Source organism: Sphingomonas sp. DC5200-1 (assembly GCF_049897245.1).
GTDB classification, from domain to species: Bacteria; Pseudomonadota; Alphaproteobacteria; order Sphingomonadales; family Sphingomonadaceae; genus Sphingomonas; species Sphingomonas aquatilis.
This window is the reverse complement of record NZ_JAFCVW010000002.1, coordinates 195199-211689: the sequence shown is the minus strand read 5'-3', so window position 1 is coordinate 211689 and position 16491 is coordinate 195199. Positions and strand designations below refer to the sequence as shown.

General features: G+C 70.1%; 11 protein-coding genes and 1 tRNA gene. 4 read left to right on the top strand and 8 right to left on the bottom strand.

The window, feature by feature from the left end:
• Positions 1-13 precede the first annotated feature (13 nt).
• From ACP7A3_RS04330 to ACP7A3_RS04310, 5 genes are all read right to left on the bottom strand, one after another.
• On the bottom strand, positions 14-973 hold the full coding sequence (locus ACP7A3_RS04330) for a tetratricopeptide repeat protein (protein ID WP_426255215.1): 960 nt from the start codon (positions 971-973) through the stop codon (positions 14-16).
• Positions 974-1074: 101 nt separating this feature from the next.
• Positions 1075-2802 carry a vWA domain-containing protein gene (locus tag ACP7A3_RS04325; RefSeq protein WP_426255216.1) on the bottom strand — a complete coding sequence of 576 codons (1728 nt, stop codon included), beginning with the start codon at positions 2800-2802 and terminating at the stop codon, positions 1075-1077.
• A 91-nt stretch (positions 2803-2893) separates the two neighbouring features.
• On the bottom strand, positions 2894-3526 hold the full coding sequence (locus ACP7A3_RS04320) for an RNA polymerase sigma factor (RefSeq protein WP_426255217.1): 633 nt from the start codon (positions 3524-3526) through the stop codon (positions 2894-2896).
• 244 nt (positions 3527-3770) lie between these two features.
• Positions 3771-5087, bottom strand: coding sequence for a sigma-54-dependent transcriptional regulator (locus tag ACP7A3_RS04315; protein ID WP_426255218.1), 1317 nt, complete (start codon positions 5085-5087; stop codon positions 3771-3773).
• Positions 5084-6799, bottom strand: coding sequence for a sensor histidine kinase (locus tag ACP7A3_RS04310; protein WP_426255219.1), 1716 nt, complete (start codon positions 6797-6799; stop codon positions 5084-5086). The genes ACP7A3_RS04315 and ACP7A3_RS04310 overlap by 4 nt, the downstream gene beginning before the upstream one ends.
• A gap of 224 nt (positions 6800-7023) precedes the next feature.
• Between ACP7A3_RS04310 and ACP7A3_RS04305 the strand changes: the two genes are divergently transcribed.
• A complete protein-coding gene (locus ACP7A3_RS04305; RefSeq protein ID WP_331361653.1) occupies positions 7024-8370 on the top strand; it encodes a dicarboxylate/amino acid:cation symporter in 1347 nt (448 codons plus the stop codon).
• Between the two features lie 63 nt (positions 8371-8433).
• On the top strand, positions 8434-9984 hold the full coding sequence (locus tag ACP7A3_RS04300) for an alginate export family protein (protein WP_018250667.1): 1551 nt from the start codon (positions 8434-8436) through the stop codon (positions 9982-9984).
• A 120-nt stretch (positions 9985-10104) separates the two neighbouring features.
• Here ACP7A3_RS04300 and ACP7A3_RS04295 read toward each other — a convergent pair.
• Positions 10105-10194 (bottom strand) — tRNA-Ser (locus tag ACP7A3_RS04295).
• A gap of 162 nt (positions 10195-10356) precedes the next feature.
• On the opposite strand from ACP7A3_RS04295, the gene ACP7A3_RS04290 reads away from it, so the two are divergent.
• Positions 10357-11166, top strand: a complete 810-nt coding sequence (locus ACP7A3_RS04290; protein WP_426255220.1) for a DUF1134 domain-containing protein — start codon at positions 10357-10359, stop codon at positions 11164-11166.
• A 105-nt stretch (positions 11167-11271) separates the two neighbouring features.
• Here the strand turns inward: ACP7A3_RS04290 and ACP7A3_RS04285 are convergent, their stop codons facing one another.
• The gene (locus tag ACP7A3_RS04285; RefSeq protein WP_426255221.1) at positions 11272-14472 is read right to left on the bottom strand and encodes a TRCF domain-containing protein; all 3201 of its coding nucleotides are present in this window, start codon (positions 14470-14472) and stop codon (positions 11272-11274) included.
• A gap of 180 nt (positions 14473-14652) precedes the next feature.
• On the opposite strand from ACP7A3_RS04285, the gene ACP7A3_RS04280 reads away from it, so the two are divergent.
• Positions 14653-15402 carry an SDR family NAD(P)-dependent oxidoreductase gene (locus ACP7A3_RS04280; protein WP_426255222.1) on the top strand — a complete coding sequence of 250 codons (750 nt, stop codon included), beginning with the start codon at positions 14653-14655 and terminating at the stop codon, positions 15400-15402.
• 122 nt (positions 15403-15524) lie between these two features.
• On the opposite strand, the gene ACP7A3_RS04275 is transcribed toward ACP7A3_RS04280, so the two are convergent.
• The gene (locus ACP7A3_RS04275) at positions 15525-16430 is read right to left on the bottom strand and encodes a LysR family transcriptional regulator (RefSeq protein WP_426255223.1); all 906 of its coding nucleotides are present in this window, start codon (positions 16428-16430) and stop codon (positions 15525-15527) included.
• Between the last annotated feature and the right edge of the window lie 61 nt (positions 16431-16491).

Here is a 16491-nt window from a genome sequence, read left to right as displayed (position 1 = left end):
CCGGGGGACACGCCTATCGCCCGTCGCCATCCGCCTCCAGCCGCTCGGCACGCTCGCGATCCTTCTGCGCGCCTTTGGCATCGCCGCGCGTCGCCCGAATGTCGCTGCGCAGGCGATAGGCGCGGGCGGAGCGATCGAGGCGTATCGCGCGGTCCATATCCTTTTCCGCGCGCGCCAGGTCGCCGCGCTGCCGATAGGCGAGCGCGCGGTTCAGGTAGGCGCTCGCCAGGTCGGGGCGCAGTGCGATGGCCCGGTCCAGCGCGCCGATCGCGGCGGTGGAATCGCCAGCCTCCAGCGCGGCGAGACCGGTGCGCAAGGCCGTATCTGCGGGGTCGGCGGCAATGCTGGAAGCGTGTTCCGTGTAGCGACCGACGCCGGTGCGGCGTGCGACACGCGATCCCGTAACCACGACGTCCTGCGCCTGGGCCGGGGCGGACATCGGGGCCGCGGGTGCGGGGGGCGGGGGCGGCGGTGGAGGCGGCGCAGGTTCCACCACGGCTTCCGGCACCGGCGCGGGCGCGAACGCGGACACGGGCGCGGATACCGGCGCGGGCACAGGAGGCGGCGGCGGAACGGCCTCTTCCTGCCTCTCCGTCGCGCGGCGTACCGGTGCGGCGGGGGTAGGCGTCGCTTCGGCCTTCACGGCGGATGGCGGCGCCGGCGTCGTCTGGTCCGCCACGATCCGTTCCGGCCGTGCGTCGCCTTTGGGTCGCTGGCGCGCGACCTCGCTCGGCAGGTCGCGATGATCGAGCGCCATCGGGATGCCCACCAGTGCGACGAGCGCGATCGAGGCGAGCGCCCCCACCGGCCCCGGTCGCAACCGCCAGCCGGCGCGTGCGGGCGGGTGGCGCGTCGATTGGGTCGGCGCCTCCACCCCATCGAACCGCGCCATCGCCGCATCCAGTGCCGCTCGCCGCGCGGCGGGGCGGGGCGGCGGTGGATCGGGCAGCTGGCGGGCGAGATCGTCGTCCATCGCGGCTCAACCGGCCGGGCAGGGGGGAAGGACGCGCGCCATCCCCCTGGCTATAGCGGCATCGACGCGGCCACCGGAAGCGTCAATGCCGCCCGCCATACTCAGCGCACCAGCGGCGGCATCGCCTGCGCGGCGCGTGCTTTGGCGACGAGGTCGATAAACTCGGCGCGATAGCCGAACGGATCGGCCCCCTTCGCTCCCGCCGCGATGCGCGCGACATCGTCATAGCCGAACCGCCCTTCATAGGTGCCGCCGCGCAGCAGCTCGGCGAACCCGGCCACGGCGGTGGCAAAGCGCGCGTCACGTGGCGCATCGGCGAAGCGGGCGGCATGGGCGACCGGGATCGGCCGCGCGATCAGCCGGCTTGTCGACGCCTTGGGCAATTTGTAGCGGATCTTGACGAAGCCCAGCTCGGCGGCGCGCGCCTTCACCGCGCTGACCTTGGCGTTCTTGCCATAACGCAGCGGATCGACGGTGCGCGCACCGCCGACCGGCACCACTTCGTACAGCGCCGTCACCGTCCGCCCCGCGCCGACATCGCCGGCATCGACCTTATCGTTATTGAAGTCCTCGCGCGCCAGCAGCCGGTTTTCGTATCCGATCAGCCGATATTCGGCGACCGCGGCGGGATTGAACTCCACCTGCACCTTCACGTCCTTGGCGATCGGGAACAGCGACGAACTCGCCTCCGTCACCAGCGTCTTGCGCGCCTCGTTCAGCGTGTCGATGTAGGCGGCGACACCATTGCCGTTCTGCGCCAGCGTCTGCATCAGCGCATCGTTGTAATTGCCCATGCCGAAGCCGAGCACGGACAGGTACACGCCCTTCGTCCGCTCCGCCTCGATATAGCCCTTCAGCTGGTCCTGATCGGTGATGCCGACGTTGAAATCGCCGTCGGTCGCCAGGATCACGCGGTTGACGCCCTTGGGATCGAAATCGCGTTCGGCGAGCGCATAGGCCTGGCGGATGCCCTCGGCGCCCGCGGTGCTGCCGCCCGCTTCCAGCCGGTCGAGCGCGGCGAGGATGCGGGTCCGGTCGCTGGCCGGCGTCGGTTCCAGCACGGTGCCGGCTTGACCCGCATAGGCAACGATCGCCACCCGGTCGTTCTCGCCCAGGCTGTCGAGCAGCAGCTGCAGCGACTGCTTCACCAATGGCAGCTTGTTGGGCTTCATCATCGATCCCGACGTATCGACGAGGAAGACGAGGTTCGCACGGGGCCGCGTGGTGCGGGTGAGGTCATAGCCGCGCACGCCGACGCGGACGATCAGCCGCCCCGGCGCCCAGGGGCTGGGAAAGACCGACAGATCGGTGCTGAACGGCTCCGCCGCGCTCTTCGCGGGGGCATAGTCATAAGGGAAATAGTTCACCAGCTCCTCGGTCCGCACCGCGTCGCGCGGCGGCAGGGTGCCGCGGTTCAAGGACGCACGCACGAATGCATAGGAGGCGGTGTCGACATCGAGCGAAAAGGTGGAGACGGGCGCTTCGGCGACGCGCTGGAAGGCATTCTGCTTGATCGGCGTGAAGCGGTCGCGGCCGGTCATCGAAAAGGGCGGCGCGTGCGGTGCTAAGGGCATGCCGATACGCTGCGCCGACATCATCATGACCGGTGCAGGCATAGGAGGCGGCGGCGGCGGGGGCGGCGGTGCCGGCTCGTTGGGGGCGGTGGCGCGCGATCCCGTCAGCACGATATCGTTGGCCGCCTCCTGCGCGACAGGCGTCGGACTCTCTGCGCCGGTCCGCCGCGTGGTATCGGCACATCCAACGACGAACAGCGCGGGCAGGCCCAGGGCGGCGAGCAGGACGGGGCGGGCGAAGCGGGCACGGGTCATGGCAGTCTCCTCGAAGAACCGGCGGCATATCGTCCGCCTGTTCCTTCGACGCGGCAGCCCGCATGATCCTTGGGAGCGCCCGTGCATTTTTTTACACGCCCCCGCCCAGCCGCTTGCGCGCCTCGTGCAGGCGCCACGACACCGTCGCTTCGGCGACACCCAGAATCGCGGCGGCCTCGGCATGGGTCAGCTGCTGCCCCGCGACCAGCACCACGGCGTCGCGATAGGCGGCGGGCAGCTTCATCACCGCGCTCTTCACCCACATCGCATCGTGCAGATCGGCATGGTCGCCGCCGCGCCCGATCCCGGCGATCACCGCCAGCCGTTCGGTCAGCCCCCGAAACGCCCGCCCGCGGCGGCGCGCATCGCGGCAGGCGTTGAAGACGATGCCGCACAGCCACGTCGAAAAGCGCGCCTCGCCGCGAAAGCTGCCGATCCGCCGGACGAGCGCACAGCAGACGTCCTGCGCGATATCCTCCGCATCGCTGCGCGATCCAGTCAGCTGCCAGGCGAGCGCGTGGATCCGGTCATAATGCCGATCGATCAGCGTCCCGAACGCGTCGCGATCCCCCGCTACCGCCGCAGCGACGAGATCGGCGTCGGGGTCGCCATGGGAGCCAAGCGCTGGCGCAGGGGCCGACGACGCACCGTCCGATCGCGCCCGCCCATCAAGACCGTCCCCCGCCATGCCCGCTGTCTGCCCGATCGCGCCGCGCGAGGCCATGGCTGGTGTGCAGGACACCCGTTTTCACCAGCGGCGGGGCGACGTCGTGGGATGAGAGCGATGTGCTCCGTCATTGCGAGCGCAGCGAAGCAATCCAGAGCCGGACCTGGACGCCCTGGATTGCCGCGCTTCGCTCGCAATGACGATCGGGGATCTTCTGCGGTGCCGTCTCTGGCGTCGCCTAGAGGTTCGGGCCGGCTATGCGTGGATGACCGCGGCCGCAGCGAATTGGACGAATACGCCCCTAATCGCCGCGCAGCCCCCGGCGTAGCGCGGTCAGGTCGATGCCGTGGCGCTGCACCTTGTAGTAGAAGGTCTTTCGCGGCAGCCCCAGCCGCTCCATCGCGATGCTGGCGTCACCGCCCGCCGCGCGGATCGCCTCCACCATCGCTTCGCGTTCGAAGGCGGCGACGCGGTCGGGCAGCGTGGCGGAGGACACGGCGGGGGCGCCATCGCCCGGTTCCAGGTCGAGCACGACGCGATCGGCGAAATGCGCCAGCTCGCGCACGTTGCCCGGCCAGTGATGCTCCGCCAGCCGCTCGCGCGCCATCGCGGTCAGCGGCGGCACCGGCATGCGCAGTCGTGCGGCGGACGCGTCGACCAGATGCGCGAACAGCAGGGGGATGTCCTCGCGCCGCTCGCGCAGCGGCGGCAGCCGCAGGCGGACTGCGGCGAGGCGATAGAAGAGTTCGGGGCTGATCGCCGCCGGGCCGTGCTCGCCCGCTTCGCCGCCCGCCGCGATGATACGCAGATCGATCGGCGCGGGCGCTCGCGTGCCCGTCCGCACCGCGCGCTCCTCGATCAGCGGCACCAGCCGGGCCTGGAGGCGTGGCGAGGCACGATCGATATCGTCAAGGAACAGCGTCCCCCGGCTCGACGCCATGACGCCGGTGTCGCCGGGGCCGAACAGCTCGCCGTCGATCAGCTCCTCGGGAATCGCGGCGCAGGCGACGGGGACGAAGCGGTGCCGCCCGCGCCGCCCGGCCCGGTGGATCAGCCGCGCGAGCAATTCCTTGCCCGTCCCCGTCTCGCCCTCGATAAACAGGTCGATGTCGGCATTGGCCAGCACCGGCACCATTTCGCGCAGCCGCCGGATCGCCGGGCTGCGGCCGACCAGCGCCGCGGCGATGCCGCCGCTCTCCGCCTCCTCGGCCGCGGCGCGCAATTGCCGGTTCTCCAGCGTCAGCGCGCGCGCCGTCGCGGCGCGGCCGACGGCGGCGACCAGCGCATCGGGATCGCATGGTTTGCTGAGGAAATCCCACGCGCCCGCCTTCAGCGCGCCGACCGCGGTCGCCACATCGGCATGGCCGGTCACCAGGATCACCGGCAGCGCCGGGTCGCGCGCATGCAACGTCGCGAACAGCTCCAGCCCGGACATGATCGGCATGCGGATATCGCTGACCACGACGCCCGGATAGTCGGCGCCCAGCGCGTCGAGCGCGGGCGGCGCGGCGGCGAAGCTGTCGACGGTGAAGCCGGCCAGCGACAGCCATTGCGCGGTCGCGGCGCGCAGATCGTCGTCGTCGTCGACCAGCGCGACGCGGGGCGTGATCTCGCTCATGCGCGCCGCATCGCGATGGCGAAGGCTGCGCCATGCGTGCTCGGCACCAGCCGCAGCGATCCGCCGAGGTCGTGCATGATATCCTGCGCGATCGTCAGCCCCAGCCCCAGCCCGGTCGGGCGGCTGGTGGCGAAGGGGGTGAACAGCCGCTCGGCGATGTCCGGCGCAATGCCGGGGCCGGTGTCGGCGATCGTCAGCACCACGCAATCGCCCTGATCGTCCAGCGAAATGGTGATCGCCGGTGCCGGCTGGCCATCCAGCGCCTCGACCGCATTCTGCAGGATGTTGACCACCACCTGTTCCAGCCGCACGCGACCGGCGACCACCAGCAGGCCGGGCGGCAAGGTGGGCCAGCGCACCGCGACGCGCGCCAATCGCTCCTTCAGGATCAGCCGCGCGCCGTCGAGCACCTCGGCGAGCGCCACCGGGCCGATCGTGCCCGACCCCTTGCGCGAAAAGCCGCGCAGCTCCGCCGTCACCGCGCCGATCCGTTCGGTCAGCCGGGCGATGGCGTGCAAATTGCCGCGCACCTCCTCCAGTGCGCCGCGATCCAGCAGCGCCTCGCCCGCGGCGGCATAGGTGCGGATCGCCGCGACTGGCTGCGCGGTTTCATGCGCGACGCTGGCGGTGATCTGGCCCAATGCGGCGAGGCGGTTCGCCTGGCGCAGTCCCTCGCGCAGGTCGTCGGCGCGCGCCTCCGCCGCGGCCCGTTCGGCGATCTCGCGACTGAGGTCCGCGGTGCGTTCCGCTACCGCCGCCTCCAGCGCCTCGGTCCGTTCCGCGCGGCGGCGGGCACGCTCGCGCAAGGCCCAGCCCATCGCGACGAGCGCCAGCATCGCCAGCGCCGCCGCGCCGGCGGCATTGCGTATCGCCGCGGTGATCGCGCCGCGCGTCGGCATCGCCAGCGTCACCCGCCAGCCGGCGGCGTCGGCCGGGCTGGTCGCCATCATCAGCGTCTCGCCACTCGCGGCATCGGTCAGCCGGCCGTCGGCATCGCGCCAGGGGCGGGGGCCCAGCGCCGCGATGCCGAAATCGGCGCGGGCGGCGGCGGCGGCGGCGGGCGCCAGCGGACGCGTTTCGGCAAAGCGCCACGATCCGCGGCTGGTGACCAGAATGACGCCCTGCGGCCCCGTGGCAAAGGTGATGCCGCCGGCCTGCCGCCATTCGCGTTCGACCCGGTCGAGCTCCAGCTTCACCACCACGACGCCGCCATCGCGGGTGCGCCTGGACAGGTACAGGCCCGGCCGGTGGCTGACGGTGCCGAGCGCGAACTGCTCCGCCTGACCGGTGCGCGCGGCCTGCGCATAATAGCGGCGGAAGCGATAATTGTTGCCGACGAAGCTGTCGGGCATGCGCCAGTTGCTCGCCGCCAGCGTGTTGCCGTCGCGGTCGATCACATAGATCACCGCCGCGCCGGTGCTCGCGGCCAGCCCGTCCAGCTTCCGGCTCAGCGCCGCCGCCATGCCGGGCGTGCCGGCCAGCGTGCCCACGACGTCGCGATCGTCCGACAGCGCTTCGGGCAACAGGCGGAACCGGGCGATCTCGCTGGTCAGCAGCGATTGGCGCAGGCGGACGTCGGCGGTCAGCGCGGCCTCGAACCGCGCGCGCGCGTTGCGTTCGGCGACCACGCCGATCGCCAGCGCCGCCAGCACGCTGGCCGCCAGCGCGGCGAGCACCCATCCGACCCGGCGCACGAATCTCGAATCCCGCATGCCGGCATCGTACGCCGGTGATGGCGCGTGTGCAATTTTCTGCACTGGGCGATGCGGAGACGGCGAATAGTGACACGTCGCGCAGCGGATGATCTTCGCTAAGCCCATGCAAATAAACGATTAAAATATACGCGACGCACCGTTTCTGTCCGCGTGGCGCGTCCGGCAACACTGCTCCCAACCACACCGCGACGCACGCGGGTCATTCGAGAGGAGCCGCATCCATGACGATCTATCCGGCCACCAGCGGAACGCCGCACGCGGTTCCGCCCGCGGCACGCCCCTGGTACGCCCACCTCTATGTCCAGGTGCTCGCCGCGATCGTCGCGGGCGTGCTGCTCGGCCATTTCGCGCCCACCACCGGCGAAGCGCTCAAGCCGCTCGGCGATGCCTTCATCAAGCTTGTGAAGATGGTGATCGCACCGGTCATCTTCCTCACCATCGTCACCGGCATCGCCGGGATGCGCGATCTCGCCTCGGTCGGCCGCGTCGCGGGCAAGGCGTTCATCTACTTCCTTTTCTTTTCCACGCTGGCGCTGATCATTGGCATGATCGTCGCCAATGTCGTCCGGCCGGGCGCGGGGCTCAACATCGATCCCGCGACGCTCGATACCAGCAAGATCGCCGATTTTGCCGAAAAGGCACATGAAACGACGCTGGTCGGCTTCCTGATGAGCATCATCCCCGACACGTTCCTGTCGTCGATGACCGAGGGCAACATCCTGCAGGTCCTGCTCGTCTCGATCCTGTTCGGCGTGGCGCTGGCGCTGGTCGGCGATCGCGGCGCGCGCGTGCTCGACTTGCTCGAAGACGTGTCGATCGCCTTCTTCAAACTGGTCGGCATCGTCATGAAGGTCGCGCCGATCGGTGCGTTCGGTGCGATGGCCTTCACCGTCGGCAAATACGGGATCGTGGCGCTGAAGGGCCTCGCCTGGCTGGTCGGCAGCTTCTACTTCACCTCCTTCCTCTTCGTCGTCGTCGTCCTCGGCATCGTCGCGAAGCTCGCCGGTTTCTCGATCTTCACGCTGATCCGCTATCTGAAGGCGGAATTGCTGCTGGTGCTCGGCACCTCGTCGTCGGAAAGCGCGCTGCCGGCGCTGATCGAAAAGATGGAGCGCGCGGGCTGCCCCAAGTCGATCGTCGGCCTGGTCGTGCCGACCGGCTATTCGTTCAACCTCGACGGCACCAATATCTACATGACGCTGGCGGCGCTGTTCATCGCGCAGGCGTGCAACGTCGACCTGACGATCGGCCAGCAATTGCTGCTGCTGGGCGTCGCCATGTTCTCGTCGAAGGGCGCGGCGGGCGTCACCGGGGCCGGGTTCATCACGCTGGCCGCCACGTTGTCGATCGTCCCCTCGGTGCCGGTCGCCGGCATGGCGCTGATCTTGGGCATCGACCGCTTCATGTCGGAATGCCGCAGCCTGACCAATTTCATCGGTAACGCCGTCGCCACCGTCGTGGTCGCGCGGTGGGAGGGCAAGTTCGACCAGCAGCAGTTCGACCTGGCGGTGGCCGGTCGTCTGCCCCGCGTCGAGGATCTGCCCGCGGGTGCCGTCGCGGCCGAATGACCGCACCAGACGGCGGCGCCGGTGATGCGCCGCCGTCCCACCACCGACTGAAAGATCGATCCCATGTCGAACATCGCGCGCCAATTGGTCGCCACCGCCACGCTCGCCCTTCTCGCCGCCACTCCGGCGCTGGCCGAGACTCCCGCCGCCCCCGCAACTGCAACCGCCGCCGCAACTGCAACCGCGACCGCCGGACAGGCGCTACCGCCCAAGGAACGGGGCAATCAGGTTCCAGCCTCTCCCGTGTCCGAAGCCTATCCCGCCGAAGCGATCGGCGATGGCGTCACCAGCGGCGGCTACAACCAGTCGCGCTGGGTGGAGGACTGGCGCCGCTATCGCGACCCCAAGAAGCGCGACGACATCCTCGACCGGCTGAAGTTCATCCCGCTCGACGGCAAGGGCGACATCTATCTGACGCTGTCGGGCGAATTGCGCTTCCGCGTCAACGAAACGACCAACCCCAATTTGCGCGCGGGTGAGGCGCAACGGCAGGACATCACACGCATCGTCGGCGGTGCCGATCTGCATCTGGGCAGCCACGTCCGTCTGTTCGGCGAACTGGCGCATGGCGGCCTCGCCGGCCAGAATCTCGGTACGATCACGCCGCAGATGCGCAACGATCTGGTCGTCCAGCAATCCTTCGTCGACCTCACCGGCACCATCGCGCAGGCCGACGTCGGCATCCGCTACGGTCGCCAGACCTTCGCCGACGGTCCGAACCTGATGGTCGTGCCGCGTGACAACAATACGATCTTCACCGTCTACAACGGCACCCGCGCCTGGGCGCGCGCGAAGCAGGTGCGCGTGGACCTGTTCGATTTCCATACGACCCAATTGGGCGTCGGCGGCACCGGCGACGACATCAGCGATCGCGGCCGCCGCTTCTCGGGCATTTCGGGCGGTATCGTTCTGCCCAAGACGCTGTTCGGCGGGTCGAAGCTCTACCTCGACCCCTTCTTCTGGCGGCTGCGCAATAGTGCCGCCACCTGGGGCCGTACGACGACCCGCGAAGAACGCTTCTTCTACGGCCTGCACACGCTGGGGGACATCGGCCCGGTCAACCTCGACTGGACGGTCAATCATCAGGGCGGCCATTACGACGGTCGGCCGATCAGCGCCTGGCTGCTGCTGTTCGCGCAGAACTATCGCCTTGGCAAGGATCGCGGCGCCCCGCGCGTCGGCTTCCACGCCGATTACGCGTCGGGCGGCGGGGCCTATACCGGCGGCACGCTGCGCAATGCGCTCGCGCCCTTCGGCAACAACATCTATTACAGCTACCAGCTGTACGCGACGCCGACCAATCTGATCGCGCTCGCGCCGACCTTCACCTTCAACCCGCTGAAGACCGTGCGCCTGTCGGCGGAATATCAACTCAGCTGGCGCGATACGGTCCGCGATGCGGTGTATCGTGCGAATGGCACCGCCTTTGCCGGCACGCAGAATGTCCCCGGCCGCAAGATCGCCGACACCGCGCGCCTGCAAGCGGTCTGGACGATCTCGCCACGCGTCAGCGTCACCGGCCGCTACGAACATCTGATGGCGGGTCCGGCGCTGAAGAACGCCGGCTACAGCAGTTCGGACTTCCTCGCCGGCTGGCTCAGCCTGCGCTTCTGATCGGGCGGGGGCCCATATGACATTAGGCCACGTCCCGCGGGGAACGTGGCCTAATGTCGTCTCGAACGAGATACACGCCGCCGCTCATCGTCGGCTGAACGAACCACCTGAACAAGCAAGTGGCGGAGACGGAGGGATTCGAACCCTCGGTACGGTTTCCCGTACGACGCTTTAGCAAAGCGTTGGTTTCAGCCACTCACCCACGTCTCCGAGCTGCGGCGTCGGGCGGCTATAGCGAGGGTCTTTCGGGGGATCAACGGGGTTGAGGCCCGCATTCGATCGTAATTTCGGCGCCGCCCGCCGTTCGTTCATTGCCGGGCAAGCGCCGGGGTGGTTAACGAGGGGCGGCGCCGTGTGGCGCGACAAGGGGGAATGGTGATGCGGGTGATCGGTTTCGCGCTGGCGGCGAGTGCGCTGGTGGCAGCAAGTGCGCCCGCACAGGTGACGACGATCGATCCCAATCGCGCGATCGACGGCGATCTGTCGACGCAGGGGCGGACGACATCCTCCACCCCGCGCACCGCGCCGCGCCCGACGCCGACCCCGGCTCCCTCGGTGGAGCGGGACTGGGCGGCGCAGCCGGAGACCACGGCCGGCGCGTCCGGTGCCGGCTTCACCCAGGCCCCCGCACCCGTCTATGCCGGCCAGACGACCGAGGCGCAGCAGCAGGCGCAGGCCGACGCCACGCTGAAGGCCGCTTCCACCTATCAGCGCGAAGACCTGCTCGCCGCGGGCGAGGGCGTGTTCGGCAAGGGCGCGGCCGGCCTCGCCGGCATGCTGGAAAAGGTGCTGAAGGAGCAGGGCGAGCCCAACGCCTATATCGCGGGCCGCGAGGCGGCGGGCGCGTTTGTGCTGGGCGTGCGCTATGGCTCGGGGATCATGAGCCACAAGGTGGAGGGGCAGCAGCCCGTCTATTGGACCGGCCCGTCGGTGGGCTTCGACGTCGGCGGCGACGCCAACAAGGTGTTCGTCCTCGTCTACAACCTCTATGATACCGAAGAGCTGTTCCGCCGCTTTCCGGCGGTGGAGGGGCGGCTGTATCTGGTCGGCGGCTTTGCCGCGACCTATCTGCGCCGCGGCAACATCGTGCTGATCCCGATCCGCCTCGGCGTCGGTTACCGCGCGGGCGTCAACGTCGGCTATATGAAGATCTCGCACAAGGCGAAGTGGCTGCCGTTCTGATCGGTCGGGCGAGCGCTGCACGTCAGTCGCAGCGACGCACCACCCGTACCCCTGAGCTGCCTCGCACTGACGATAGGGGTTTGGCGTAGCCCTTTGCGGTGAAGCTCAGGCGAGCAGCGTCGCGATCCGCTCCATCCGTTCGCCAGCGTCGGCGATCCGTTCGGCCAGGATCAGCCGGCCGTTCTTTGCCTCCAGCCCGTCGACGTGCGCGGCGATATCGCTGTCCGCCCGCGGCGTCAGCGCCACCGCGGCGGGGCCGGCATCGATCCGTGCGACGCCATGCGCGCGGGCCAGTTCGCGCACCCGCGCCAGCGCGATCAGCCGCATGGCGGCATCGGGCACGTCGCCGAACCGGTCGCGCAATTCCTCCTCGAACGCCTCGACGTCATCCACATCGCGCAGCCGTGCGAGCCGGGCGTAGAGCGACAGCCGCAAATCCTCGTCCGGAATCCAGTCGGCCGGCAATTGCCCTTCCAGCCCCAAATGCAGCTCGGGCGTCCAGCGCTCCACCGTCTCGCCGCGCGCGGTGCGTAGCGCGCCTTCGAGCAACTGTTGGTACAGTTCGACGCCGATCAGCCGCATATGCCCCGCCTGCGTCTCGCCAAGCAGGTCGCCCGCGCCGCGCATGTCGAGATCGCGCCCGCTGATCGCGAACCCCGCGCCTAGCCGATCGAACGCCTCCAGCGTCCTGAGGCGCTTCAACGTGCGCGGCGCGATGGCATGCTCGCCATCGGTGAACAGCAGCACCTGCCCGCGTCGATGCCCGCGCCCGACGCGCCCGCGCAGCTGGTGCAGCTGGGCGAGGCCGAAGCGGTCGGCATGGACGATCGCCATCGTATTGGCGCGCGGCACGTCCAGCCCCGCCTCGATGATGTTGGTCGCGAGCAGCACGTCGCCGTCGCCGCGGCCGAAGCGCACCATTGCCTCGTCGATCTCGGCGGCCGGCATCTTGCCATGCGCCTGCAACAGCTCGAGTTCGGGCACCAGCTTGGCAAGCTGGTCCGCGAGCGGCGCCATGTCGGCGATGCGCGGTACGACGACGAAGCTCTGCCCGCCGCGCGCGCGCTCCCGCAACAGGGCCGCGCGCAGCGTCTCGGGCGCGAAGGCGGACACGGCGGTACGGATCGGCTGGCGCCGCGCCGGCGGCGTCGCGATCACCGACAGCTGGCGCAGGCCGACAAGTGCCGCTTGCAGCGTGCGCGGGATCGGCGTCGCCGACAGCGTCAGCACATGGCCCGCCGCCCCATCGCCGGCCGACAACGCCTGCAGCTTCGCCTTGTCCGCCGCGCCGAAGCGCTGCTCTTCGTCGACGATCACCAGCGCCAGGTCGCGATAGGCCACGCCTTTGCCCGCAACCGCGCCCGTGCCGATCACGATATGGATGCTGCCATTCTTCAGCCCCGCCTTCACCCGGCGTGCCTCGGCGGCGGTGGACAGGCGCGACAGGCCGGCGACGACGATGTCCGTGCCGGCGAAGCGCTGCGTGAAGCTGTCGAGATGTTGGCGGGCGAGCACCGTCGTCGGCGCGGCAAGCGCCACCTGCTTGCCCGACAGCGCGGCGATGGCCGCGGCGCGCAACGCGACCTCGGTCTTGCCGAAGCCGACGTCGCCGATCACCAGCCGGTCCATCGGGCGCCCGGAGGCGAGGTCGCTGCGCACCGCCTCGATCGCGAGCAGCTGGTCGGGCGTTTCGGAAAAGGGAAAGCCCGCGGCGAAGCGTTCATAGGCAGCGGGATCGGGATCGAGCACCGGCGCCGTCCGCTCGCCGCGCTCGGTGGCGAGGTTCGTCAGGCCGCGCGCGGTTTCGGCAATGGCGGCGTCGATGCCGACGCGCCGCTCGTGCCAGCTCTTACCGTCGAGCGTGTCGAGCTTCACCGCATCGTCCTCGGCCCCATAGCGCCACAGCCGGTCGGCGTCGGCGACGGGCACCAGCCGCACCGCGTCGCGCGCATAGACCAGCTTGATCGCGTCGCCGCCGGTGTCCCCGTCCTCTGCCAGCGACTCCAGCCCCGCGACGGTGCCGATGCCGTGATCCTCATGGATCACCGTATCGCCGACGCGGATTTCGGTGGTCTGGAGCAGGTCCGGGTCGACGCGCCGCACCGCCCCGTCGTCGCGATCCGCACGGCTGCCGATCAGGTCTGCGGCAGCGACCGCCAGCACGCCCTTCGTCGCAAACCCGCGATCTGCGGGGGCGGCGAGCGTCAGCAGCGATCCCTTCGGCGCCTTGGCCACGGCCGCCCAGTCGTCCACCGCGACGGCGGCAGCATCCGCGGCCTTCTCGACGCGCTTGGTCAGGAAGCGCAGGTCGCGCGCGCTGCCCAGCAGCACGACCCGCGTGCCCGCCGCCAGCGCCGCCTTGGCGACCTTCGCGAAGGCGCGCATCGGCCCGCGCTGTTCGACGAAGCGGGGCGGCGGATCGCCCGCCTTGGGCAGAGTCTTGACGGTCCGCTCTGCCATCGCCGCGGTCCAGGCGTCTTCGTCCACCACCTCACGCGCTGCCCGGCGGGCACCCCGCGCGGCGGCATCGGCGCTCAGCAGCAGCAGGCGGCGGCGGCGGTCGTCCGCCGCGGGTGACACGACGATCGTCGCATCGGGCAAATGGTCGATCAGCGTGCAGCGTTCCTCGCCCAGCGGCGGTTCGGCGACGCGGCCCAGCTCGCGCTGCGTGACCTCGCCCGTGCTGCGCTGGTCGGCGGGGTCGTAGGATCGGATCGCGACGACATGGCCATCGCCCACCTCGATCCGCAACGGCGCGTCCGCATCGGCGGGAAACACGTCCAGCACCGCGCCGCGCAGCGCCAGTTCGCCCGGTTCGTCGACCCGCTCGTCGGCGATATAGCCAAGGTCGGTCAGTGCCTCGGCGAGTGTCGCCAGATCGCATGCGCTGCCGACCGTCACCCGCGGCGGTTCGGCATCGAAGGCCGCGGGGGTAGGGCAGGCGCGGGCAAGCGCCTCACCCGTCGTGATCAGCGCGATCCGCGGCCGCCGGCGCTTGGCGAGCGTGCAGCGCACGGTGCGCAACGCCGATACGCGCTGCCCGACATTGGCGGGGGAGGCGGGCGCCTCGTCCCCGGGCAGCGCGTCGGTGCCGGGACAGACTACCACCGTTGCCGCGGGCATCATCGCGGCGAGCGCGCGGGCCAGCGCCGCCGCGCGCACCTCGTCCGCTTCCGCGGCCAGCACGTCGCTCTTGCGCAGCAGGCCGGCGAGCCCCGCCGCGGTTTCGGCAATGCCCAGCCGCCGGTGGGGCCGGTTGTCGCCCGGGGCGAGGGTCGCGATCTCCGCGGCGGACAGCGTACGCATGAACTGGGGCATCCTGTTGAAGGATAACGGGAAACACCCGCCCGCCCATCGCCGTTCCGCGCTTGGGCAAAAGAAGATCGCCCGCATGCCCGCGGATCGCCCTGCGCAGATGATCGTTGGCAGCGCGCCCGCGTCGCGGCATCAGTCCCGCAGATACTCCTCCCTTTCACGAGAGACGCCATGACCCAGATCGCCCTCATCACCGGCGCCACCGCCGGCATCGGTGCCGCCGCCGCCCAGGAATTCGTCGGCGCCGGCTGGCGCGTCATCGCCACCGGCCGCCGCGCCGACCGGCTCGACGCGCTGAAGGCCGATCTGGGCGATGCGGTCCACACGCTCGCCTTCGACATCGCCGACGACGCCGCCACCGCCGCCGCGATCGACAGCCTGCCCGCGGACTGGCGCGACATCGACCTCCTCATCAACAACGCCGGCCTCGCGCTCGGCACCAAGCCTGCGCAGGAGGCAAAGCTCGACGACTGGCGCACGATGATCGCCACCAACGTCTCCGCGCTCGTCGCGCTGACGCACCGGCTGCTGCCCGGCCTGATCGAACGCCAGGGCGCGATCATCAACCTGTCATCGGTCGCCGCGACCTATCCTTATACCGGCGGCAACGTCTACGGCGGCACCAAGGCGTTCGTGGAGCAATTCTCGCTGGGGCTACGCTCGGACCTCCACGGCACCGGCGTGCGCGTCACCTCGATCGAGCCGGGCATGGTCGAAACGGAATTCACCGTCGTGCGCACCGGCGGCGATCAAGGCGCGTCCGACACGCTGTACAAGGGGGCCGACCCGATGACCGCGGAGGATATCGCCGCGACGATGCTCTGGGTCGCGACGCTGCCGCCGCACCTCAACATTAACCGGCTGGAACTGATGCCGGTCAGCCAGTCCTTCGCCGGCTTCCAGGTCGCGCGAAAGGGGTAGGGGGCGGACCAAAAACTCCGTTCGCCCTGAGCTTGTCGAAGGGCTGGGTGCTCCGCGCGGTGCGGTTCGTGCGTATAGGCGTGCTTCGGCAGGCTCAGCACGAACGGGGGATATATGGCCCGTTAGTCCCGCCCCGCGCACGGATCGCGCAGGTGCTGCGACAGAAAAGCGATCAGCGCCTCGACGCGCGCCGGGCGCAGCGCGCTGGGCGGGGTGACGATGTGCAGCCCGATCGGCGCGGGTGCCCAGTCCGCCAGCAGCGGCACCAGCGCGCCGCTGGCCAGGTGCGGGCCGACGATGAAGGCCGGCAGGCGCGCGATTCCCAGGCCGGCGAGCAGCGTGGGCACCAGCGCCTCGCCGCTGTTGGCGATCAGCGGCCCCTGCGGCCGGATCGCGACGTCGCTGCCGTCGGCATGCTGGAAATGCCACGGCCCGGTGACGTTCGAATAGCCGAGCAGCCGATGCGCCGACAGCTCCGCCGGGTGCGCGGGCGTGCCATGCTCCGCCAGATAGGCAGGCGACGCGACCAGATGCGCCGTGATGTCGCCTAGCCGCCGCACACGCAGGCTGCTGTCGGCCAGTTCGCCGATGCGCAGCGCGACGTCGAACCCTTCGGCGACGATATCCACCCGCGCGTCCGAACAATGCAGGTCGATCTCGACGCCCGGATGCTCTTTCAGGAACGTCGCGAGCAGCGGCGCGACGTTGCTGATGCCGAAGCTCATCGGCGCCGCCAGCCGGACGCGCCCGGTCGGTACGCTCGCGGCATCGCGTGCCGCTTCCTCCGCCGCGCGCGCCTCGCCAAGAATGCGCGTCGCATGGTCGGCGAGCGGTCGCCCCGCCTCGGTCAGCGCCAGCCGGCGCGACGTGCGGTGGAACAGCGACTGGCCGATATGCGCCTCCAGCCGACTGATCGCCTTGGACACGGTTGCCTTGCTCAGCCCGATCGCGTCCGCGGCGCCGCTGAACGAGCGATGCTCCACCACCGCGGCGAAGATCGCCCAGGCTTCCAGATCCGGCAGTCGCATCGATCCCCCCACAGGTTGCAACCGCCAGCCTTACCCAAAGGAACCGCTTGAGGAAACGATC